Origin of the sequence: Roseinatronobacter bogoriensis DSM 18756, assembly GCF_004366635.1 — a bacterium.
In the GTDB taxonomy this organism is placed as follows: Bacteria; Pseudomonadota; Alphaproteobacteria; order Rhodobacterales; family Rhodobacteraceae; genus Roseinatronobacter; species Roseinatronobacter bogoriensis.
This window is the reverse complement of sequence record NZ_SORN01000010.1, coordinates 63,608-84,549: the sequence shown is the minus strand read 5'-3', so window position 1 is coordinate 84,549 and position 20,942 is coordinate 63,608. Positions and strand designations below refer to the sequence as shown.

General features: G+C 59.8%; 18 protein-coding genes. 13 read left to right on the top strand and 5 right to left on the bottom strand.

What is annotated here, in order from left to right; all coding sequences use genetic code 11:
• Window positions 1-10 precede the first annotated feature (10 nt).
• From EV660_RS16340 to EV660_RS16315, 6 genes are all read left to right on the top strand, one after another.
• Complete coding sequence (locus EV660_RS16340; protein ID WP_071479183.1) at window positions 11-463, top strand: DUF4399 domain-containing protein; 453 nt, start codon at window positions 11-13, stop codon at window positions 461-463.
• 118 nt (window positions 464-581) lie between these two features.
• Entirely contained in the window at window positions 582-1,928 is a 1,347-nt protein-coding gene (locus EV660_RS16335) for a M16 family metallopeptidase (protein ID WP_071479184.1), read from the top strand.
• Window positions 1,925-3,220: a M16 family metallopeptidase gene (locus tag EV660_RS16330; RefSeq protein WP_071479185.1), complete on the top strand. Its 1,296-nt coding sequence runs from the start codon at window positions 1,925-1,927 to the stop codon at window positions 3,218-3,220. The genes EV660_RS16335 and EV660_RS16330 overlap by 4 nt, the downstream gene beginning before the upstream one ends.
• A gap of 40 nt (window positions 3,221-3,260) precedes the next feature.
• Window positions 3,261-5,090 (top strand): DNA mismatch repair endonuclease MutL, encoded by a 1,830-nt coding sequence (gene mutL, locus EV660_RS16325; protein WP_071479186.1) that lies wholly within the window; start codon window positions 3,261-3,263, stop codon window positions 5,088-5,090.
• On the top strand, window positions 5,087-6,145 hold the full coding sequence (locus EV660_RS16320) for a DNA recombination protein RmuC (protein WP_071479187.1): 1,059 nt from the start codon (window positions 5,087-5,089) through the stop codon (window positions 6,143-6,145). The genes mutL and EV660_RS16320 overlap by 4 nt, the downstream gene beginning before the upstream one ends.
• A gap of 69 nt (window positions 6,146-6,214) precedes the next feature.
• On the top strand, window positions 6,215-7,423 hold the full coding sequence (locus EV660_RS16315) for an FAD-binding domain-containing protein (protein ID WP_071479188.1): 1,209 nt from the start codon (window positions 6,215-6,217) through the stop codon (window positions 7,421-7,423).
• Window positions 7,424-7,509: 86 nt separating this feature from the next.
• Here EV660_RS16315 and EV660_RS16310 read toward each other — a convergent pair whose 3' ends face one another.
• Window positions 7,510-9,171: an acyl-CoA dehydrogenase family protein gene (locus EV660_RS16310; protein WP_071479189.1), complete on the bottom strand. Its 1,662-nt coding sequence runs from the start codon at window positions 9,169-9,171 to the stop codon at window positions 7,510-7,512.
• Between the two features lie 276 nt (window positions 9,172-9,447).
• On the bottom strand, window positions 9,448-10,023 hold the full coding sequence (locus EV660_RS16305) for a LabA-like NYN domain-containing protein (RefSeq protein WP_071479190.1): 576 nt from the start codon (window positions 10,021-10,023) through the stop codon (window positions 9,448-9,450).
• Between the two features lie 103 nt (window positions 10,024-10,126).
• On the opposite strand from EV660_RS16305, the gene folK reads away from it, so the two are divergent.
• From folK to acpS, 6 genes are all read left to right on the top strand, one after another.
• Window positions 10,127-10,717 carry a 2-amino-4-hydroxy-6-hydroxymethyldihydropteridine diphosphokinase gene (folK, locus tag EV660_RS16300; protein WP_084634598.1) on the top strand — a complete coding sequence of 197 codons (591 nt, stop codon included), beginning with the start codon at window positions 10,127-10,129 and terminating at the stop codon, window positions 10,715-10,717.
• Between the two features lie 98 nt (window positions 10,718-10,815).
• Window positions 10,816-11,175: a DNA-directed RNA polymerase subunit omega gene (rpoZ, locus tag EV660_RS16295; RefSeq protein WP_071468545.1), complete on the top strand. Its 360-nt coding sequence runs from the start codon at window positions 10,816-10,818 to the stop codon at window positions 11,173-11,175.
• A 67-nt stretch (window positions 11,176-11,242) separates the two neighbouring features.
• Window positions 11,243-13,360 carry a RelA/SpoT family protein gene (locus tag EV660_RS16290; RefSeq protein WP_071479191.1) on the top strand — a complete coding sequence of 706 codons (2,118 nt, stop codon included), beginning with the start codon at window positions 11,243-11,245 and terminating at the stop codon, window positions 13,358-13,360.
• A gap of 42 nt (window positions 13,361-13,402) precedes the next feature.
• Window positions 13,403-14,029: a DUF2062 domain-containing protein gene (locus tag EV660_RS16285; RefSeq protein ID WP_276469399.1), complete on the top strand. Its 627-nt coding sequence runs from the start codon at window positions 13,403-13,405 to the stop codon at window positions 14,027-14,029.
• Window positions 14,030-14,103: 74 nt separating this feature from the next.
• The gene (locus tag EV660_RS16280) at window positions 14,104-14,862 is read left to right on the top strand and encodes a pyridoxine 5'-phosphate synthase (RefSeq protein WP_071479193.1); all 759 of its coding nucleotides are present in this window, start codon (window positions 14,104-14,106) and stop codon (window positions 14,860-14,862) included.
• Window positions 14,863-14,867: 5 nt separating this feature from the next.
• A complete protein-coding gene (acpS, locus tag EV660_RS16275) occupies window positions 14,868-15,284 on the top strand; it encodes a holo-ACP synthase (protein WP_071479194.1) in 417 nt (138 codons plus the stop codon).
• Here the strand turns inward: acpS and EV660_RS16270 are convergent.
• Window positions 15,281-16,780 (bottom strand): alpha/beta fold hydrolase, encoded by a 1,500-nt coding sequence (locus EV660_RS16270; protein ID WP_071479195.1) that lies wholly within the window; start codon window positions 16,778-16,780, stop codon window positions 15,281-15,283. The genes acpS and EV660_RS16270 overlap by 4 nt on opposite strands.
• A gap of 185 nt (window positions 16,781-16,965) precedes the next feature.
• Here EV660_RS16270 and tig point away from each other — a divergent pair, with 185 nt between their 5' ends.
• Window positions 16,966-18,300, top strand: a complete 1,335-nt coding sequence (gene tig, locus EV660_RS16265) for a trigger factor (RefSeq protein ID WP_071479196.1) — start codon at window positions 16,966-16,968, stop codon at window positions 18,298-18,300.
• Between the two features lie 87 nt (window positions 18,301-18,387).
• Here the strand turns inward: tig and ilvN are convergent, their stop codons facing one another.
• On the bottom strand, window positions 18,388-18,948 hold the full coding sequence (ilvN, locus tag EV660_RS16260; protein ID WP_071479197.1) for an acetolactate synthase small subunit: 561 nt from the start codon (window positions 18,946-18,948) through the stop codon (window positions 18,388-18,390).
• Window positions 18,949-18,957: 9 nt separating this feature from the next.
• Window positions 18,958-20,712 carry an acetolactate synthase 3 large subunit gene (locus tag EV660_RS16255; RefSeq protein ID WP_071479380.1) on the bottom strand — a complete coding sequence of 585 codons (1,755 nt, stop codon included), beginning with the start codon at window positions 20,710-20,712 and terminating at the stop codon, window positions 18,958-18,960.
• Window positions 20,713-20,942: the final 230 nt, after the last annotated feature.

Genomic DNA, 20,942 nt, shown 5'->3' with positions numbered 1-20,942 from the left:
AGGAAGCTTGATGAATAAATCGGTTCTTTACGCTTGTGGCATTGTTTTCGCGGCAACCGCTGGTTTTGCAAACAGCGATGATCATGGCCATGCCCATATTGAACGCACGCCTGCGCCCGAAGGGGCGTCGGTCTATTTCATTAGCCCGACGGATGGAGAAACCGTCTCTAACCCGGTGACATTCCGTTTTGGCGCGCGTGGCATCGGTATTGCACCGGCGGGTGTCGACTGGCCTGATACTGGGCATCACCATATGCTGATAAATGTGTCACCCGATGAGATTGATTTCAACGCGGATGTGCCCTTCTCGGACACCCATCTGCATTTCGGTGGCGGGCAGACCGAGACCACGCTGGAATTGCCTTCAGGCACGCACACATTTGTGTTGGTGATGGGGGATCAGTTTCATGTCCCGCACGATCCGCCCATTATTTCCGAGATGATTACTGTCACGGTCGAGTGATCTTGTGCTGTGCCGGGTCGTGCCCGGCACAGATTGCAACGTCACGCTTGCGTGCATGGGCTTGAAACCCGCCCCAAAGACAGTAGCTTGCGCCCTGTCTGGGTTCTGGAGGATATTCATGTTTGCGCGCCAACTTGCTTTCGCCGCCCTTCTTGCGCTTGGTCTGCTGCAACCGGCCTATGCCGATAGCGTTACACATGCCCAGTTGGATAACGGGCTGGAAATTGTCGTCATCGAAGACCGGCGCGCCCCTGTTGTCGTGCATATGGTCTGGTATCGCGCAGGCGCAGCCGATGAGCCGCCGGGCAAATCCGGCATAGCCCATTTTCTGGAACACCTGATGTTCAAGGGAACAGAGACCCGCGACCCCGGAGAGTTCTCGGCGATTGTCGAAGCGAATGGCGGGCGCGACAATGCGTTTGTGTCTTGGGATTACACCGGGTTTTTCCAGCGTGTGGCGTCTGACCGTCTGGACCTGATGATGGAAATGGAAGCCGACAGGATGCAAAACCTATCCTTCACCGAGGCCGAATGGCTGCCCGAACGCGGCGTGATTCTGGAAGAACGCGGGCAGGTTCTGGAAAGCCGCGTCGGCGCGCAATTCAATGAGGCGATGTTGGCCACGCTTTACAAGGCGCATCCTTACGGCACCCCGATCCTTGGCTGGCGGCACGAGATGGAGGGGCTGACCGGCGAGGATGCGATGGAATTCTACAACCTGCATTATGGCCCGAATAACGCTGTTCTGGTGATTGCGGGCGATGTCGATACGGCTGAAGCGTTGGACTTGGCGGAACAGCATTACGGTTCCATTCCCGCCAACCCGAATGTTGCCGCAACCACGCGCCTGTCGGAACCACCGCATCTGGCAGAGCGCCGCATCGTGTTTGAAGATTCGCGCGTGGGCACGCCTTATGTCAGTCGCATGTATCTGGCCCCGGTGCGGCGCAGTGGCGACCAGTCCGAAGCCGCCGCGCTGCAAATGCTTGCGGCGCTACTGGGCGGCAGTTCAACCACATCCGTGCTTGAACGGCGGCTGAATTTCGAGGAAGGCGTCGCGCTGTCAGCATGGGCCAGTTACAATGGAATGGCGCGCGACTATGGCGTATTCTCGCTTGGGATTGCGCCGGTCGATGGCGTTTCCCTAGAAGAAGCCGAAGCGGCCCTTGACCGTGTCGTGGCCGAGTTTCTGGAAGAAGGCGTTGATACCGCACAGTTTGAACGGGTGCGGCGGCAATTGCGGGCCTCTGAAATCTACGGGCTGGATGATGCGCAATCGCGTGCCCGTCAGTTTGGCGTGGGGCTGAGCATCGGGCTGAATGTTGATGATATCGAGGGCTGGATCGACGCGCTGGAAGCCGTCACCCCGGAAGACGTGATTGACGCAGGTCAGATGCTGCTGGACCGCCGCGCCGCTGTGACCGGATACCTGACATTGCCCCAAGAGCCGGAGTTGAGCCAATGAAACGTCTGATCGCCCTGTTCATTCTGGCCGCCTTTCCGCTGCGCGCCGAGGTTGATATCACGCATGTGACCTCTCCCTCCGGGCTGGAGGCATGGTTGGTTGAGGAACGCTCTATCCCCTTTGTGTCGCTGGAGCTGATCTTTCCTGGCGGGGCCGCGCTGGAAAGCGATGCGCAGGCGGGTGTTGTCAATCTGATGACATCGTTGCTGAGCGAGGGCGCAGGCGACATGGATGCGCAGGCTTTTGCGGCCCGCAGCGAAGAACTGGCAACGCGCATCCGCTTCGATTCGGGGCGCGATTCAGTTTCCGTTTCAGTGCGGTTCCTGACCGAGGATGCGGACGAGGTGATCGACCACCTTCGCCTTGCACTGACCGAACCGCGCTTTGATGAAGATGCCATCGCGCGCACGCGTGGCCAGCTTCTGGCGCAACTGCGCCGCGATGTGCTGGACCCCAACACAATCGCGTCGCGCGCTTTTGCGCGTGCGGCCTTTCAGGACCACCCCTATGGACGCGAGAGTAACGGAACACCCGAGACAGTAGGCGCGCTGGACCGCGATGCGCTGGTCGCCGCGCATCAGGGCGCGATTACGCGCGACCGGGTGTATATTGGTGCCGCCGGTGACATTTCGGCTGATGCGCTGGGGGAATTGCTGGACCGTTTGTTCGAAGGTGTGCCCGAAACTGGCTGGGATATGCCAGATCGCGCCGAATTTCTGGCCGAGCCGGGCATGGAGGTGATCGATTTCAATGGGCCGCAATCGGTGATTGCTTTTGGACACGCGGGAATCGCGCGCGATGATCCAGAGTTTTTGACGGCCTTTGTCGTGAATGAAGTCTTCGGTGGAGGCCGGTTCGGTACAAGGCTGATGCGGTCCTTGCGCGAAGAGCGCGGCCTGACCTATGGCATTGGCGCGTTTCTGTCATCTGGCGCGCTGGGCGAAAGCTATCAGGGCCGCTTGTCCACAGATAATGCGAATGTTGAGATCGTGATAGACCTGTTGCGCGAAGAATGGGCGCAAATCGCCAGCGAGGGGGTGACCGAGGAAGAGTTGGCCCGCATACAGACGTATCTGACAGGCGCGTATCCGTTGCGCTTCGATGGCAATTCGTCAATCGCTTCGATCATGGCGTCCATGCAATATCAGGGGTTTGATATTGATTATGTCAACCGCCGCAATGACATGATCAGCGCGCTGACACTGGACGAGGTGAATGATCTTGCATCCCGGCTTTATAACCCCGAGGCATTGTTTTTTGTTGTCGTCGGGCAGCCTGTCGGGTTGAACTGAGGCTTGGCAGGCGCGGGGCGGTCATGCTATATCCTGTGGGATGAACGCACCTGACCGCAATATACGCCCAGAGATACGCCAGCTTGATGAAGCGGCGGTAAACCGCATTGCCGCTGGCGAAGTGGTCGAGCGTCCCGCCTCTGCGGTCAAGGAACTGGTGGAAAACGCGCTGGATGCAGCCGCAACGCGTGTTGATATTGCTTATGCCGATGGCGGCAAGACACTGATCCGCGTGCGCGATGACGGGCATGGGATGAGTGCGCAAGACCTGCCACTTGCATTGTCGCGTCATGCAACCTCGAAGATTGATGGAACGGATCTGCTGAATATCCGCTCTTTTGGGTTCCGGGGGGAAGCGCTGCCCTCGCTGGGGGCTGTGGGCCGTCTGACACTGACTACGCGCACGACAGGTGAGGAAGGGGCAACCCTTTCGGTGGATGGCGGGCGCATTGGCGCTGTGCGGCCAGAGGCGGCGCAATATGGCACGACGGTAACCCTGCGCGACCTGTTCCACGCCACACCAGCGCGGCTGAAATTCATGCGCTCTGACCGGGCTGAGGCGCAGGCGATTGCAGATGTGGTCAAACGCCTTGCCATGGCCGAACCCTATGTCAGCTTTACCCTCAGCGATGTGTCCAACAATGAAGCCCGCCAGATTTTCCGCGCAGATGCGGCCCAAGGCGCGCTATTCGATGCGCTGGAAGAGCGGATGGCCACGATTCTGGGGCGCGAATTCACTGACAACGCGCTGCGCATAGATGCCGAACGCGAAGGGTTGCACCTGACCGGGCTGGCGGCGCTGCCCACCTATTCGCGCGGGGCAGCCGTGGCGCAATATCTGTTCGTCAATGGTCGCCCTGTGCGCGACAAGATGCTGTTGGGCGCCTTGCGCGCGGCCTATGCCGATGTCTTGTCACGCGACCGTCACCCTGTGGTGGCATTGTTCCTGAACTGTGACCCGGAACTGGTGGATGTGAATGTCCACCCGGCCAAATCCGAAGTGCGCTTTCGTGATCCCGGACTTGCGCGAGGACTGGTCGTCAGCGCCTTGCGCCATGCGCTGGCCGGGGCCGGGCACAGGGCCTCCAGCACCGTGGGTGGGGCTATGCTGGGCGCGATGCAGCCCCAAGGCACGCCACAGCGCTACCAGATGGACCGCCCTTCCGGCGCAGCGATACGCAGCGCCTATCAGATGCAAGCCCCGCAAGGCTTGGCCGAGGCACCAGCGCTTTGGTCTGAGCCGCAGGGCGTGTCGGCGCGCCATGATGCGCCCGTTGATGGCCCCCAAGAGGCGCCCTTGGGGGCAGCACGCGCGCAGGTGCACGAGAATTACATCATCGCACAAACCACACGCGGGATGGTGATTGTCGATCAGCACGCCGCGCATGAACGGCTGGTTTATGAACGGCTGAAGCGCCAGCGCGCGGAAAACGGGGTTGCGTCACAGGCGTTGCTGATCCCCGAGATTGTCGAGTTGTCAGCGCATGAAACGGCGCATCTGCTGGAACTTGCGCCTGATCTGGCCGCCCTTGGGCTGGTGATCGAGGCATTTGGCGGCGCCAGCATCATCGTGCGCGAGACACCGGCCATTCTGGGGCAGATGAATGCCGCAGGCCTGCTGCGCGACATTCTGGATGAACTGGCCGATCTGGGACAAAGCCAGAGCCTTGAGGCGCGCATAGATGCGGTTCTGTCGCGGATGGCCTGTCACGGCTCTGTCCGGTCGGGCCGCGTGATGCGGGTGGAAGAGATGAACGCGCTTCTGCGCGAGATGGAGGCAACGCCCCTGTCAGGCCAATGCAATCACGGGCGGCCCACCTATGTCGAACTGGGCCTAGATGATATCGAAAAGCTGTTTGGCCGCAGATGACCCTGTCTTGGGATGATCCTATACTCATCGCGCTTGGGTTGGGGGCGGTGGCGCTTGGGGTGCTATGGCGGCTGGCGCGGGTGCTGGGGCCGCTTTCGGGGCGGCTGGCGGTGCTGGATGCGCGGCTGACCAGCCTTGGCGAAAGCCAACAGCAGCTTGCAGGCGGGCTGGGGCAGGTGGCACAAAGCCAGACACAGGTGATCGGGCTGGTTGAGGCGCGCCTTGCAGATATGGGCCGCTATATGGGCGATACATTGGCGGGCAACGCGCAGGCCACGGCCAGCAGTATGGGCGCCTTGCGCGAACGGTTGCAGGTGATAGATGCCGCACAGGCCAAGATCGAGGCGCTCTCGGGCAATGTCCTGAGTTTGCAGGACATATTGTCCAACAAACAGGCGCGCGGGGCCTTTGGCGAGGTGCAGCTAGAGGCGCTTTTGGCCGATGCCCTGCCGCCTGACGCCTATAGCCTGCAAGCGACCCTTTCAAACGGGCGGCGGGTGGATGCGCTGATCCATCTGGAACAACCCCTTGCGCTGGATGCCAAATTCCCGTTGGAAGCCTGGCAGGCGCTGACCCGCGCCACAGATGACGCGCAGCGCGCCGAAGCGCGGCGCGCGCTGTCGCGCGCCCTGCGTGGGCATATCCGCGCCATTGCGGATCGCTACATCCTGCCGGGCGAGACGGCAGAGGGCGCGCTGATGTTCCTGCCCTCGGAAGCGGTCTATGCGGAACTGCACGCCAATATGGCCGATGTGCTGCGCGAAAGTTTTGCTGCACGGGTTTGGGTCGTGTCGCCGTCGACATGTATGGCCACGCTGGTCACCTTGCGCGCCGTTTTGAAAGACACCCGCCTGCGCAACGAGGCCCGCGCCGTGCGCCGCGAGGTGCAGTTGTTGGTCGAAGATGCAAACCGTCTGGGTGCACGCGTGGCCAAGCTGGAAGGGCATTTTGCGCAGGTGCAGGGGGATTTGTCGGACATACGCATATCAGCAGACAAGATCACACGGCGCGGCGCGCGGCTGGATGATTTCGATTTCGCCAAGACACCCGAATAACGCGCATCAGATTGAAGGCCGCGCGGTGCAGGCTATTTCGCCCGAGAGCAGCAAGTCAGAGGCGGGAATATGCGATATCAGGCAGCAACACGGGCCGAGGGCGAGGCACGCATGGCCGCTTTCGTACCGCGCATGGGGCGGCGCTATGCGGCGGGCCGGAATTATGATTATGGGCCGGATCAGCACCGCGATGTGTCGGGCCTGTCGCCTTATCTGCGCCGCCGGCTGGTGCTGGAAGAAGATGTCGTTGCGGCTGCCCTTGCTGCCCACGGGCCGGAAGGGGCCGAGAAATTCATTCAGGAAGTGGTCTGGCGGGGCTATTTCAAGGGCTGGCTGGAGCGGCGTCCGGTGGTCTGGGCGCGTTACCGAGAGGGTGTATTGCGCGATCTGGACGCCTTGCGCCACGACCGCGCGCAGCACCGTGCTGTGGCCGATGCAGAAGCCGGGCAGACGGGTCTGGCATATTTCGACGCCTGGGCACAGGAACTGGTCGAGACGGGGTATTTGCACAATCACGCGCGGATGTGGTTTGCCTCGATCTGGGTATTCAGCTTGGGCCTGCCGTGGCGGCTGGGGGCGGATTTCTTCTATCGGCACTTGTTGGATGGTGACCCGGCCTCGAACACGCTTGGCTGGCGCTGGGTGGCGGGGCTGCACACGCGGGGCAAGCCCTATGCCGCGCAGGGCTGGAATATTGCCAAATTCACAGGCCAACGCTTTACCCCGCGCGAGAGCGATCTGACTGAGGTTGTGCAGGGGCTTGAAGGGTCAGAGCCTGACGGGCTGCCCCCGGTTGCAGCCCTGCGCCAGCCCTATGCCCCGGACCCGAAGCGCCCCGCCGCGTTGCTGATCACCGAAGAGGATTGCCGTGTAGAGGATTTTGATCTGTCTGCATATGACATTTGCGCTGCTGCCACGCTGGCCGCGTCGCATTTGCGTTCCCCTTTGCCTGTCTCGGCGGATGTTGTGGCGTTCGAGGCCGAGGCCCTGGCAGACGCGGCGCGCCGCACTGGGCTTCAGGCCGACAGATTGCGCGCAGGCGTGCCGGGTGATCTGGCGCGCTGGGCAAAGCGGGCGGGCGCAGACCAGATACTAACGCCCTATGTGCCAGAGGGGCCGCTACGCGACTGGTTGCGAGAGGCGGCACCCGCGCTGGACGCGGCTGGCATCACGCTATGCGAGTGGCAACGCCCTTGGGACAGTGCCATCTGGCCCCATGCGACAGCCGGGTTTTTCAAGGTGAAGAGGAAAATCCCCGAGATCATCCACCAACGCTAGTTGCTATAGATGAAATGCTTGGGGGGCGCGCGCGGCTCCTCCCCACCGCGCGCGCGCCCCATGTCAGACTGATGATCGGGGCTGCGTTACAGCAGACGCCGCGTGATCACCTGCGCCTGAATTTCGCCAGCGCCCTCAAAGATATTCAGAATGCGCGCATCGCACAGGATGCGGCTGATCTGGTATTCCAGCGCAAAGCCATTGCCGCCATGTATCTGCAAGCCGTTATCGGCTGCCGCCCATGCCACACGCGCGCCCAACAGCTTGGCCATGCCTGCTTCCAGATCACAGCGGCGCTCGGCATCTTTTTCGCGGGCGCTGAAATAGGTCAACTGACGCGCAATCATAATCTCAACAGCCATCATGGCCAGCTTGGCGGCAACGCGCGGAAACTCGATCAGGGACTTGCCGAATTGCTTGCGGTCCTCGGCATATTGCATCGACACTTCCAGTGCATTCTGTGCCACACCGATGGCGCGCGCCGCCGTCTGGATGCGCGCGGATTCAAAGGTCTGCATCAACTGCTTGAAGCCCTGACCTTCGACACCGCCCAACAGGTTCTCGCCCTTGACCTTGAAGCCATCAAAGCCAAGCTCGTATTCCTTCATGCCGCGATAGCCCAGCACCTCAATCTCGCCGCCCGTCATGCCGGGGGTGGGGAATGGGTGTTCATCCGTGCCGGGTTCCTTTTCGGCCAGGAACATGGACAGGCCACGGTAATCGGTGGTGTCGGGGATGGTGCGCGCCAGAACCGTCATGACATGGGTGCGCGCGGCATGGGTGATCCATGTCTTGTTGCCGGTAATTTCCCAGTCATCCCCCGACTTGACCGCGCGGGTGCGCAATGCGCCAAGGTCTGACCCGGTATTGGGCTCGGTAAACACCGCTGTCGGCAGAATTTCACCCGAGGCCAGCTTGGGCAACCACTGTTCTTTCTGCGCATCCGTGCCACCGCAGAGGATCAGTTCCGCAGCAATCTCGGTGCGGGTGCCCAGGCTGCCTACGCCAATATAACCGCGCGACAATTCTTCCGAGACCACAACCATAGCGGATTTCGGCATCCCCAGCCCGCCGAATTCTTCCGGAATGGTCAGACCAAACACACCCATTTCGGAAAGCTGCTCGATCACCTCCATCGGGATCAGTTCGTCCTTCAGGTGCCACTCATGGGCATGTGGGGCGATCTGCTCATCACTATAGCGGCGGAACTGGTCACGAATCATCTCCAGCTCTTCATCCAGCCCGGTTGCACCGAATGTGGCGCGTCCGTGGTTGGAACGCATGCAAGCCACCAGCGCCATGCGCGCGGCATTTGTGTTGCCTTCGCGGCGCAACTGTCCGGCGGCACCATCATTCAGATCGACGGCAACACCAAGATCAGCCAGTCTTGCAACTTCGCCCTGGTTCATCGCAATCCCGCCAGCGATCTGGTTGAGGTATTCGCCAAACCCGATTTGCAAGATCAGCTGTTCCATCTCGCCAAAGCGGTTTTCGTCTTGCAGGCGTTCTGCCCAGCCCTGCATCTGACGCAGACTTTCGACATAGGTCGCCAGCCATGCCAGCCCATGTGCGGCATACTGGTCCGATTCAAGCAAGGTTGCATCGACCTTGCCGCCGGGTGCAATACGGTCACGCATCACCGTCAGCGCGTCTGTCAGCGCAGCTTCCACAGGGGGTAATGCAGCGCGCGTCACGTCAAGCAGGTTTGCGATAAGCGGTGTGTGCAAGGCTTGTCCATCATGCGGCATGGGAGACTCCAATCTGATCGATATATCTATTTTGCGCTTGCAGCATTACATAGGGGCTTGTGTGACATAGAGCAACAAAAATACTGAATGCTTGTGCATTCTTTGCATTTATGTCGCAGGCTAGCGTGGTGTGCGGTCCGGTCAAGGTGCCTGAACGCCTCTGGCCCATTTTGTTGGCCTCGATCGCAATGGGCCACGTGATCTGTCATACTGAACGCAACACGCCAGCCAGATGCGCGCGCATCATGACTGGCGGTTGCAGAGCGTGGGCAGCTATCAGCTTTCCGACATTTCCGTATCGGCTTCTCTGTCGAAGCGTGGTTCGCGCGGTGGGCGACCGATCACATCGCGCAACTCGTCCAGCTCAATGAAATTGTCGGCCTGACGCCGCAGGTCATCGGCGATCATGGGTGGTTGGCTGCGAATGGTCGAGACGACAGACACGCGCACCCCCTGACGTTGCAGGCTTTCGACCAGAGGCCGGAAATCGCCATCGCCAGAGAAAAGCACAGCATGATCAAGCCTTGGGGCCAGTTCCATGGCATCCACGGCCAGTTCTATATCCATATTGCCTTTGACTTTGCGGCGGCCCAGAGAGTCCGTGTACTCCTTGGCTGTCTTTGTCACCATATTGTAGCCATTATAGTGTAGCCAATCGACCAGTGGGCGGATCGGAGAATATTCTTCGTTTTCGAGAAGAGCCGTGTAGTAGAACGCGCGAAGAAGTTTGCCACGGCGCATGAATTCTTGGCGCAGCAACTTATAGTCAATGTCGAAGCCCAGGGCTTTGCCGGCGGCGTAGAGGTTGGCGCCGTCGATGAAAAGCGCAAGACGTTCGTCTTTGTAGAACATCTAATTTACCTTACAATTGTACGTGTTTCGGGTAATGACGCATGAGGTTCTGCTCAAATAGTGAAAAAGAACATTTGGGATTCACAATGCGCCACGTCTTGACATGAGAAATAATGATAACATCGAGAATTGCAATCCGGTGATGATTGCCATTGGGGGTAACTTACACGGGCAAAAGGATAGTACGTTAGAACAGGTCGGGTCCGCGATATGCGAAATTTCACATAAAATAGATGAGGTTGTGGGCAAAAGCAAGGTGTATCGCACCCCATGCTTTCCGCCGGGTGCCGGTCCCGATTTTGTGAACGCCGCAGTCATTTGTGAAAGCGATAAACCCGCCGAAGCGATTCTGAACATCCTGCACGAGATCGAATTGCAGGCCGGGCGCAAGCGTGAGCAGCGCTGGGGGCCGCGCGTGCTGGATCTGGACCTATTGGCGGTCGGCGATCAAATCTGCCCTGATCTGGCCGGCTATCAGCATTGGGCGGGGCTGCATCTGGAGGATCAGATGCGCCTTGCCCCGAAAGAATTGATCTTGCCGCATCCGCGTATGCATGAACGCGCCTTCGTTCTGGTTCCGTTAATGGATATCGCGCCCGATTGGCGCCATCCTGTGGTCGGAAAGACCGTGGCGCAGATGCATGCGGCGCTGGATCCGGCCGATTTGGCGGAAATCAGGCCAATTTCACAGTAATTTCACACCGAAATGCCGCTGCAAGCGCTTGTCTTATCCTGTCAGGCGCAGTATGCAGCCCTCTTGATCCGACATATCCGGCAGACTGGAGAGACATCATGGCCCGCGTAACAGTGGAAGATTGCGTCGACAAGGTTCCCAACCGTTTCGAGTTGGTGGCTCTGGCTTCGCATCGCGCCCGTGAAATCGCAGCAGGGGCACCCATCACGGTGGACCGTGACAATGACAAGAACCCCGTCGTTGCCCTGCGTGAAATCGCAGAGGAAACACAATCTGCCGACCACCTGCGCGAGCGCATGATCGAAAGCCTGCAAACGCAGATCGAAGTCGACATGCCCGAGGATGACGATATGGCCCTGCTGATGGGCGGTGCCGAACGTGACGCCCCCGAGCAGGACGGCATGAGCGAAGAACAGATGCTGCGCGCGCTGATGGAAGCGCAAGGGCAGGCAGGCTGAGTCACTCTGGCCCCCAGCGCCGTCACGGTGTAGGGGCTGGATTGGCAGGCAGGGAAGGGCCGCAGGCGTGATCACGCAAGACGATCTGATCGCACTTGTGCGCAATTACAATCCGCGAAGTGACGAGAAACTGATCCGCGAAGCATGGGCTTATGGCGAGGCCATGCATGAAGGTCAGTTTCGCCATTCGGGCGAGCCGTATTTCACGCATCCTGTTGCTGTTGCCGCCCTGCTGACAGAGATGCGTCTGGATGATGCGACGATCATCACCGCGCTGCTGCATGACACGATAGAAGACACGAAATCGACCTATTCGGAAGTCGCGCGCCTGTTTGGCGACGAGATTGCCGAACTGGTTGATGGGGTCACCAAGCTGACCAATCTTCAGTTATCATCGTCCGAGGCGAAGCAGGCCGAGAATATACGCAAGCTGCTGATCGCCATGTCGCGCGATTTGCGGGTGATTCTGGTCAAGCTGGCAGACCGCCTTCACAATATGCGCACGATCCGGTCCATGCGACCCGACAAGCAGGCGCAAAAGGCCCGCGAAACCATGGATATCTATGCCCCTCTTGCGGGCCGAATGGGTATGCAATGGATGCGCGAGGAACTGGAAGACCTTGCCTTTCGCGTACTGAATCCCGAGGCACGAAACTCCATCCTGCGCCGTTTCATTACCTTGCAGCGCGAGGCGGGCGATGTTGTGCACCGCATCAGCGCCGATATCCGCGCAGAACTGGAGCGCGCGAAAGTCACAGCCGATGTTTATGGGCGTGCGAAGAAGCCATATTCCGTCTGGCGCAAGATGCAGGAAAAAGATCTGGCCTTTTCGCGCTTGTCTGACATTTACGGCTTTCGTATCATCACCGCTGAATTCGAGGATTGCTACCGCGTGCTGGGGGCGGTGCACCGTCGGTGGACTGCCGTGCCGGGGCGTTTCAAGGACTATATCAGCCAGCCCAAATCCAACGGCTATCGTTCCATCCACACCACAGTGTCCGGGCGCGATGGCAAGCGCGTTGAAATTCAGATCCGTACGCGGGAAATGCACGAAGTGGCCGAAGCAGGGGTTGCCGCGCATTGGGCTTACCGCGATGGCCAGCGCAGCGAGAACCCGTTTGCCGTGGATCCGGCAAAATGGATCAGCACCCTGACCGAAGGGTTCGAGAATGAAGAGGATCATGACGCCTTTCTCGAACATGTGAAGTTGGAAATGTATTCCGATCAGGTGTTCTGCTTCAGCCCCAAGGGCGATGTGATCCAGCTTCCGCGTGGGGCGACCCCACTGGACTTTGCTTACGCGATCCATACGCGCATCGGGGATGGCTGTGTCTCGGCCAAGGTGGACGGGTTGCGCGTGCCGCTCTGGACCCGGCTGCGCAATGGCCAGTCGGTCGAGATCATCACCGCCGAGGGGCAGCGCCCGCAATCCAGCTGGATTGATATTGTGGTGACTGGTCGCGCGAAATCGGCAATTCGCCGGTCGCTGCGCAATGAGGACCGCGAACGGTTCATGCGTCTGGGCAATGAATTGTTGCGTCTGGCCTTTGACGGGGCCGGGCGTGAACTTAGCGCCAAGGCTCTGACAACAGCCGCAAAACTGCTGAGCGTGCCGAATGCCGCGGAATTGCGCGCCCGCGTCGGTTCGGCCGAACTCAGTGCGCGCCAAGTGGTCAATGCGCTCTATCCCGAAACCACCTTGCACGAACCCGAAGTCGATGCGGCGCGCCCGGTTGTCGGGTTGCAGGCGGACCAGTCCTTTCGCCGCGCACCCTGTTGCCAGCCCCTGCCGGGTGAACGCATTATCGGGATCACCTATCGAGGCAAGGGCGTGGTTGCCCATTCGATGGATTGCGAGGCGCTGGCCGAATATGAAGACCAACCTGAACGCTGGATCGACCTGCATTGGCTGGATGGAACGCATCCGGCAGTCTATGGCGTGTCGCTTGATCTGACGATTTCCAATGACGCAGGCGTACTTGGGCGCGTCTGTAGCTTGATCGGAGAGCATAAGGCCAATATCTCTGATCTGAGGTTCGTGGATCGTAAGCCTGATTTCTATCGCCTGCTGGTAGAATTGGAGCTGCGCGGCATCTCGCATCTGCATCAGGTGTTGACGGCCCTCGAAGCTGAAACGGCGGTCGCGCAAATTGTACGTTCGCGTGATCCGTCACTGCGCCCCTGACCGTGACGGCGGGGGCATGGTTTAGGAAGGGCAATTGGTTTGGTGTTCAAACGGCGTAGCCCAAGGAATTTTCGCCAGTCCCTGGTGAACCTGTTTATTCCTGGTGGTGGCTGGGGGCGGTCAGCCAACTATGTCATGCACCGGCTACGGCGCCTGCCCGACAGCCCCGAACGGATCGCCAAGGGGATTGCAGCGGGGGTTGGGGTCAGTTGTTTGCCGCTGTTCGGGCTGCATTTCGTGGCCGCTGCGTCGATTGCATGGGCGCTGCGGGGCAATATCCTTGCCTCTTTGCTCGCAACATTTTTTGGCAATCCCTTCACCTTCCCGCTGATCGTGGTCAGCTCGATGGAATTGGGCAGCTTTCTGCTGGGCCGCGAGCGGTCGATCAAAGCTTCTGAGGCGATGAATGCTTTTGGCGCGATCTGGGGTGAATTCGGGCGCAACTTTCTGGCAATCTTTTCCTCAGACCCGATCGTGTGGGAGAAGCTTGGTAAGTTCGGCGATGATGTTTTCGTGCCCTATATGCTGGGCGGCAGCTTCATTGGCCTTGTCTGTGGGGTGATCGCCTATTTCCTGTCGCTGCCCCTTATCCGGGCCTACCGCAATCGCAGGTTGAAAAAGCTGCAAGAGCGGTTTGAACAGGCGCGCAAAAGTGACGCGAAGAAATGACGCAGCGGCAAGCGTATGTTATTGAGTTCTGGTGCAACTGGCGTATGTGTTGACACAAGAATGCGAGGAACCACATGCCCCTGACCAACCCTGATACCCCGCTGCGACTGGGTGTGAATATCGACCATGTTGCGACTTTGCGCAACGCGCGCGGCGGGCATGACCCGGACCCCGTACGCGCCGCCAGACTGGCGCAACAAGCGGGTGCGGACGGGATTACCTTGCATCTGCGCGAGGATCGTCGCCACATCGTCGATGCGGATCTTCCTGCCGTTATGTCGGCAGTGACATTGCCCATCAACTTGGAGCTTGCCGCGACCGCCGAGATGCAGCGTATCGCGCTTGCACATAAGCCACATGCCGTCTGCATTGTGCCCGAACGGCGCGAAGAGCGTACGACCGAAGGCGGGCTGGAAGTGGCCGGTGACGATAACCGCTTGCGCGACTTCATCGCACCGCTGCGCGAGGCAGGCTCGCGCGTGTCGCTGTTCATTGCTCCCGATGAGGCGCAGGTCGAAGCGGCCGCGCGTGTGGGCGCACAAGTGGTAGAACTGCATGTCGGGGCCTATTGCGAGTATTGCGCCGATGGAAATGACGCCGCGCGCACTGCCGAGTTGCGCAGGCTGATCGTTGCGGCAGCGCTGGCGCATGATCTTGGGTTGGAAGTCCATGCTGGTCACGGTCTGAACTTCGACAATGTTGGCCCGATCGCGGCGATACCTGAACTGGTAGAATTGAATATCGGCCATTTTCTGATCGGTGAAGCGGTCTTTGTCGGGCTGGAGGCGGCCATTCGGGAAATGCGCCGACAGATGAATCTGGCGCGGATGTAGCTGCGATGATTCTGGGGGTCGGAACCGATCTGGCCAATATAGACCGCATTGGCCGGACCTTGGCGCGCTTCGGCGACCGGTTCCGCAACCGGGTATTCACCGATGAAGAACGCGCGCGCGCCTTGCGGCGGGGCGATGATGTGGCGACCTATGCCAAGCGCTGGGCCGCGAAAGAGGCGTGTTCCAAAGCGCTGGGCACCGGGCTGGCGATGGGTATTTCATGGCGCGACATGTGGGTAACCAACCTGAAGGGTGGGCAGCCGGTGATGCATGTGTCTGGATGGGCGGCCGAACGTCTGGCCGCGATGACCCCGGACGGCCATGAGGCCGTCATTCATGTCAGCCTGACTGATGATGCGCCCTGGGCACAGGCATTTGTCGTGATCGAGGCGCGCGCCCTGCCGGGTGATGGCGGGGGCTAAAGCGCGCCCGCGTCGAACATGGGGAAGGTCACCCCCAACGACCAGGCCAGCACCAGCCCAAGCCCGATGCCGCCTGCGGCTGGCAAGCCGGTTCTGCGCCCGACCCAGCCCGACATTGTGCCAAACAATAGGAAGAACAGGACGATGACAGGCAGGATGATCAGCAAAAAGAACAGCGCCTCGAAATTCAGCGCAACCGCCAGTCCGAGCGAGGCCAGAAAGGCGGAGCGCACCATGACCACACGCCAAAGTTGTGCCTTGCCGCCTTGGGTTAGGATGCCATCTGCCAGCAAAAACGGCACTGCCCCCAGTGCCAGACCTACGATAATGACCACCCGGCCCGCATGGGGCAGAAAGGACGCCACATAGCGGTCGAGCACGCCGCCCAGGACCGCGATTCCGAACAGGGCGACAGCGCAGCCGATCCACCAGATGCGCGCGGGAAACTGGCCTTGCAACTGGCCCCAATGCCATAACAGCGCAAGCGTCATGGCCCCGTACAAGCCCAGATGCAGGGCCAGATAATCCGCCACGAGCACCGGCAAAACGCGAATCTCGAAAGGTGCAAGCAGCAGGGGCACCAGCAGGGCAGGGGCCAGCGCTGCGATCAGAAAGCGCCTTGTCGAAAGGGGCGGCGGCATTGCGCCAGCCCCGGCAGGCAACCAGCGCGCCAGTGGCCATGCAAGGGCGACAGTCGCCACCAGCAGCACCACGATCCAGCCCCCGCGTTGCGCCACCGGCCCTTCGCTGTCGCGCCCGAAGCTTGCATCCAGCCAGTCGCGCGCTGCGGTCAGCGCTGTCGCGGAATAGAGCACGCCGACATGCTCGACCTTGGGCGCGATCACGGCGCGCCGTCCTGTGCCTTGCGCCGGGTCGCCCACCACATCACCTGCATTTGCCTGCGGGTCCGCAAGGCGCATTGCCTTCACAGCCTCCTCTGCCAGCATGGTTTCCCATTCGCCCGCGATGACCAGCAGATTGCGCGGCTCATCGGCGGTTACTGCCTCGCTGAACATGGAAATGGCCACCACGGCATTGGCAGCAGGTTCCTCAAGCGCCTGCCGTACAACAATGTCAGAGGCCATCGAATGACCCAGATAAACGAGCCGCCCATCGGCGCGGGGGTGGGCCAGCGCGGCCCGCGCCACGCGCCCAGTCTCCTCCATCAGCAGTCTTGTGGTGCCATCAATCGTGCTGACATCGCCAGACATGGGGCGCGGGTTGCGGCCATGCCCTTCAAAGTCAAAACTGGCGACAACATAGCCGGCCTGTGCCAGCGTCAGGGCAAAGGGTTCCATCAACTGGCGCGACCCGGCGAATCCGTGTGCGATGACAACGACAGGGGCCGCGCCGCCGCTATTGTTTAGAAACAGGGTGGCGGGGGTGCCGCCTTCAACCCCAAGCGGGGAAATGGTTAGCCCTGTGCGATCTGCTTCCAACTGCCAGACTGACAGCGCGATCAGAACAAGGGACAAAAGGGCAATAAAACGGCGCATGAAACCTCTTGAAATGGTCTTGATCCAGATTGAGCGCGTTTTGCGCGCAGGGAAAGTGCAAAACGTATCTTCTGCTTGCGCAGAATGCAGCGAATGAGGGTTGATCCTTTGCAGACAGCATCCTAGTAAGGCGCAGATTCAATCAGGCCGCCCTTGTGCGGCCTGTCATACATGCGAGGATGCTCATGCAAGTCACCGAAACTCTGAACGAGGGCCTGAAGCGCGGCTATACCATCACGGTCACCGCCGATGAACTGGCGGCGAAAGTCGACGAGAAACTGGTCGAGGCGCAGCCCGAAATCGAGATGAAGGGCTTTCGCAAAGGCAAGGTGCCAATGGCGCTGCTGAAAAAGCAATTTGGTCAGCGCCTGTTGGGCGAGGCGATGCAAGACGCCGTTGATGGCGCGATGAACAAGCATTTTGAAGACAGCGGCGACCGTCCCGCAGCACAGCCTGACGTCAAGATGACGAATGAAGACTGGAAAGAAGGCGATGACGTTGTCGTTTCACTGAATTACGAAGCGCTGCCAAAGATCGACGCGCCTGATTACAGCAGCATCGCGCTGGAAAAACTGGTCGTCAAAGCTGATGATGCAGCCGTTCAGGAAGCGCTGGAGAATCTGGCCAAGAATGCGCAGAACTTCGACGACAAGGACGGCGCGGCGGAAGATGGCGATCAGATCACGATGGATTTCGTGGGCAAGATCGACGGTGAAGCATTTGAGGGCGGCACTGCCGAAGATTTCCCGCTGGTTCTGGGGTCCGGTCAGTTCATCCCCGGCTTTGAAGAGCAGCTTGTCGGTGTAAAAGCTGGTGAAGAAAAAGCCGTGACTGTCAGTTTCCCTGCCGATTATGGCGCAGAGCATCTGGCTGGCAAGGAAGCGGTGTTCGATTGCACCATCAAGGCAGTAAAAGCCCCGGCAGAAGCCGTGATTGATGATGAACTGGCAAAGCAATTCGGCGCAGAAAGCCTTGAGGCGCTGAAAACCCAGATCACCGAGCGGCTGGAAGCAGAATATGCACAGGCATCGCGCGCGGTACTGAAGCGCGGTCTTCTGGATGCGCTGGACACGGCTGTGAATTTTGACCTGCCGCCGTCGCTGGTGGAAGCAGAAAGCAAGCAGATTGCGCATCAGTTGTGGCACGACTCGCAAGAGGATGTGGACCAGAACGACCACAGCCACGGCGAAATCGAAACGACCGAGGAAAGCGACAAGCTTGCAGTACGCCGCGTGAAGCTGGGCCTGTTGCTGGCTGAAATTGGCCAGAAGGCTGAAGTCGAAGTGACTGATCAGGAAATGACGCAGGCCGTTATTGCGCAGGCGCGCCAGTACCCCGGGCAGGAACGCGCGTTCTTCGAGTTCATTCAGAAGAACCCGCAGATGCAGCAGCAGTTGCGCGCGCCGATTTTTGAAGACAAGGTGGTGGACCATATCATCGAACAGATCACCGTGACCGAGAAAGAAGTCGGCAAGGATGATCTGCAAAAGGCGATCGAAGATCTAGAGAACGAAGCCTGATCACCGGTTGACCCGGTTTGACCAAATTGCGAAGGGCGGCCCGATGGGCCGCCCTTCAAGTTTTTCTGACGATGCTGGCGCGGGCGCTTACGCGCCGCGCGCCAGAGCGGCGACACCTGTGCGGGCCACCTCGATCAGCCCGAGCGGGCGCATGAGTTCTGCGAAAGCATCGACCTTCTCTGGTGTGCCCGTCATCTCGAACACAAAGCTTTCCAGTGTCGAATCGACCACATTGGCGCGGAAGATTTCCGCCAGCCGCAACGCCTCGATCCGCGCATCACCACGTCCCTTGACCTTGAACAGCGCCAGTTCGCGCTGCACCGATGGCCCCTCAACGGTCAGGTCATGGACTTCGTGCACGATGACCATGCGTTCCAGCTGCGCCTTGATCTGTGTAATCACCTGAGGCGTGCCAGAGGTGACGACTGTTATGCGCGAGCGGTGGCCCAGATGGTCCACCTCGGCCACGGTCAGGCTGTCGATGTTGTAGCCGCGTGCGGAAAACAGCCCGATGACACGGGCCAGAACACCGGATTCGTTGTCCACGATTACTGCAAGCGTGTGTGTTTCGATCAGTTCGGCATTCGGGTCGCGCAGGTCATAGGCAGAATGCTTGGACGAGCCTTTTTTGATTTGGAGCGGGGACATTCTGTTTCCTTATACCAAGACTGCGCCAGATGCGCCGATAACGCCCTGCGTTTTCGCGTCGCCCAGGATCATGTCGTTATGCGCATTGCCCGAGGGGATCATGGGGAAGCAATTTTCGTGCTTTTCGACCAGACAATCGAAGATCACCGGCCCGTCATAGGCCAGCATGTCGCGGATGGCGTCATCGAGATCGGCCTCATTGTCACAGCGAATGCCCTTGCAGCCAAAGGCTTCGGCCAGTTTGACGAAATCGGGCAGGGCTTCCGACCATGAACTGGAATAGCGCTCGCCATGCAGAAGTTCCTGCCACTGGCGCACCATGCCAAGGCGTTCATTGTTCAGGATGAACTGCTTGACAGGCGCGCGGTATTGCATGGCGGTGCCCATTTCCTGCATGTTCATCAGCCATGACGCCTCGCCCGCGACATTGATGACCAGCGCGTCTGGATGTGCGATCTGCACGCCGACAGATGCAGGCAGGCCATAGCCCATTGTGCCCAGACCGCCCGAAGTCATCCAGCGGTTGGGGTCTTCAAAGCCCAGATATTGCGCGGCCCACATCTGGTGCTGGCCCACTTCGGTGGTGATGTAGCGGTCCATGCCTTTGGTCAGCGCTTCCAGCCGTGCCAGCGCGTGTTGGGGGCGAATGACCCCGCTGGAGGGCTTGTAGGCCAGACAATCCACGGCCTTCCATTCCTCGATCTGTTTCCACCAGCGCGCCAGCGCCTCTCTGTTCACCTTGCGCCCGCGCGACTTCCAGATCTTCAGCGCATCTTCCAGAACATGGCCGACATCACCGATGATCGGCACATCCGTGTGAATGACCTTGTTGATCGAGGACGGGTCGATGTCGATATGCGCCTTTTTCGAGCCGGGGCTGAAGGCGTTGATGCGCCCTGTGATCCGGTCATCAAAACGCGCGCCGATATTGATCATCAGGTCGCAATCATGCATCGCCCAGTTGGCCTGATAGGTGCCATGCATGCCCAACATGCCCAGCCATGACTTGCCGCTGGCCGGATAGGCGCCCAGCCCCATCAGGGTCGAGGTGACGGGGAAACCAGTCGCCTCTGCAAATTCGCGTAGCAGATGGCTGGCACCGGGGCCGGAATTGATGACGCCACCACCCGTATAGAAGACCGGCCGCTCGGCGGTTTCCATCAATTCGACCAGCTTGGTGATCATCTCGGGGTCGCCCTTGACGCGCGGGGCGTAATGGTCGGTTTTTGCCTTGGGTTTCTCGCAATATGTGCCGGTTGCGAATTGCACATCCTTGGGGATGTCCACCAGCACCGGGCCGGGGCGGCCTGTGGTTGCAACGTGAAAGGCCTGATGAATTGTTTCGGCCAGCTTGTCGGTTTCCTTGACCAGCCAGTTCATCTTGGTGCACGGGCGGGTGATACCAACTGTGTCGCCTTCCTGAAAGGCGTCAGAGCCGATCATGAAAGTGGGCACCTGACCCGACAGAACGACAATCGGGATCGAATCCATCAGCGCGTCAACAATCCCGGTGACGACATTCGTTGCGCCCGGGCCAGATGTCACCAGAACGACGCCGGGTTTTCCGGTCGAGCGGGCGTAACCTTCGGCGGCGTGGATCGCACCCTGTTCATGGCGCACCAGAATGTGGCGAATATCGTTTTGCTGAAACACTTCATCATAGATGGGTAGCACAGCACCGCCGGGATAGCCGAATACCACTTCCACACCCTGATCCTTCAGGGCCTGAACCACCATCTTCGCTCCGGTCATCTGACGTGTCATCACTTGCTCCATCCAACGTCGAATTCATAAGCGCTTTAGCGCGATGGCAGGCAATAAAAAAGCCCCCGTGAGTTTCGGGGGCGCATGGGTTCCTGTGTGGGAGTCCGTTACCGGCCCATGCGCGACATCTCCACAATCACCACGAGGTCATTTTTCATTGCCATCCACCATTCTCTAGCAACCCGTAACTAAGCGCGAGAAATCGGCGCGTCAATGCTGAAAACTGACGA

Coding starts and splice junctions, on each gene's coding strand:
- EV660_RS16255 (WP_071479380.1), bottom strand. CDS start 20,712: ATGACACGTCAGATGACCGGAGCGAAGATGGTGGTTCAGGCCCTGAAG.
- rpoZ (WP_071468545.1), top strand. CDS start 10,816: ATGGCCCGCGTAACAGTGGAAGATTGCGTCGACAAGGTTCCCAACCGT.
- ilvN (WP_071479197.1), bottom strand. CDS start 18,948: ATGTCCCCGCTCCAAATCAAAAAAGGCTCGTCCAAGCATTCTGCCTAT.
- EV660_RS16315 (WP_071479188.1), top strand. CDS start 6,215: ATGCGATATCAGGCAGCAACACGGGCCGAGGGCGAGGCACGCATGGCC.
- EV660_RS16320 (WP_071479187.1), top strand. CDS start 5,087: ATGACCCTGTCTTGGGATGATCCTATACTCATCGCGCTTGGGTTGGGG.
- acpS (WP_071479194.1), top strand. CDS start 14,868: ATGATTCTGGGGGTCGGAACCGATCTGGCCAATATAGACCGCATTGGC.
- EV660_RS16270 (WP_071479195.1), bottom strand. CDS start 16,780: ATGCGCCGTTTTATTGCCCTTTTGTCCCTTGTTCTGATCGCGCTGTCA.
- EV660_RS16340 (WP_071479183.1), top strand. CDS start 11: ATGAATAAATCGGTTCTTTACGCTTGTGGCATTGTTTTCGCGGCAACC.
- mutL (WP_071479186.1), top strand. CDS start 3,261: ATGAACGCACCTGACCGCAATATACGCCCAGAGATACGCCAGCTTGAT.
- EV660_RS16305 (WP_071479190.1), bottom strand. CDS start 10,023: ATGTTCTACAAAGACGAACGTCTTGCGCTTTTCATCGACGGCGCCAAC.
- EV660_RS16335 (WP_071479184.1), top strand. CDS start 582: ATGTTTGCGCGCCAACTTGCTTTCGCCGCCCTTCTTGCGCTTGGTCTG.
- EV660_RS16280 (WP_071479193.1), top strand. CDS start 14,104: ATGCCCCTGACCAACCCTGATACCCCGCTGCGACTGGGTGTGAATATC.
- EV660_RS16310 (WP_071479189.1), bottom strand. CDS start 9,171: ATGCCGCATGATGGACAAGCCTTGCACACACCGCTTATCGCAAACCTG.
- EV660_RS16330 (WP_071479185.1), top strand. CDS start 1,925: ATGAAACGTCTGATCGCCCTGTTCATTCTGGCCGCCTTTCCGCTGCGC.
- folK (WP_084634598.1), top strand. CDS start 10,127: ATGAGAAATAATGATAACATCGAGAATTGCAATCCGGTGATGATTGCC.
- tig (WP_071479196.1), top strand. CDS start 16,966: ATGCAAGTCACCGAAACTCTGAACGAGGGCCTGAAGCGCGGCTATACC.